Annotated in this window: 1 pseudogene; it reads left to right on the top strand. The window is 45.8% G+C overall.

Going from position 1 to position 483, the window contains the following annotated elements:
* Positions 1–483 (top strand): annotated as a pseudogene (locus tag CIK04_RS28795) (class I SAM-dependent rRNA methyltransferase); the annotation flags it as partial.

Below are 483 nucleotides of genomic sequence, written 5' to 3'. Positions count from 1 at the left end.
TGAAGTTTTCCCTGACTGCAATGTGTACGAACGCTCAGATGTTTCCGTACGTAAGAAAGAAGGCCTCCAAGAAACAACTGGCGTTTTACATGGTGAAATGCCACCAAAATCTGTTGTTATCGAAGAAAATGGCGTCAAAATTAGCGTTGATATTGTCGGTGGGCACAAAACTGGTTTCTACCTTGATCAGCGTGATAGCCGCCAACAAGCGATGAAATACGTCAAAGACAAAGAGGTTCTCAACTGCTTCTCTTACACCGGCGGCTTTGGGCTTTACGCTTTAAAAGGCGGTGCTAAACGAGTGATCAATGCCGACGTCTCGCAACCGGCATTGGACACGGCAAAGTTTAATGCTGAGCTCAATGCGTTCGATATCTCACAAGAAACGCGCGTTTCCTAAACGCCGATGTCTTCAAACTTTTGCGTGAATATCGAGATCAAGGCACCAAATTTGACGTGGTGATCATGGATCCACCGAAGTTT

The sequence above is a fragment of the Vibrio sp. 03_296 genome (genome assembly GCF_002265885.1).
The sequence above is the reverse complement of the archived record's forward strand: the minus strand, read 5'-3'. Positions and strand labels throughout refer to the sequence as shown.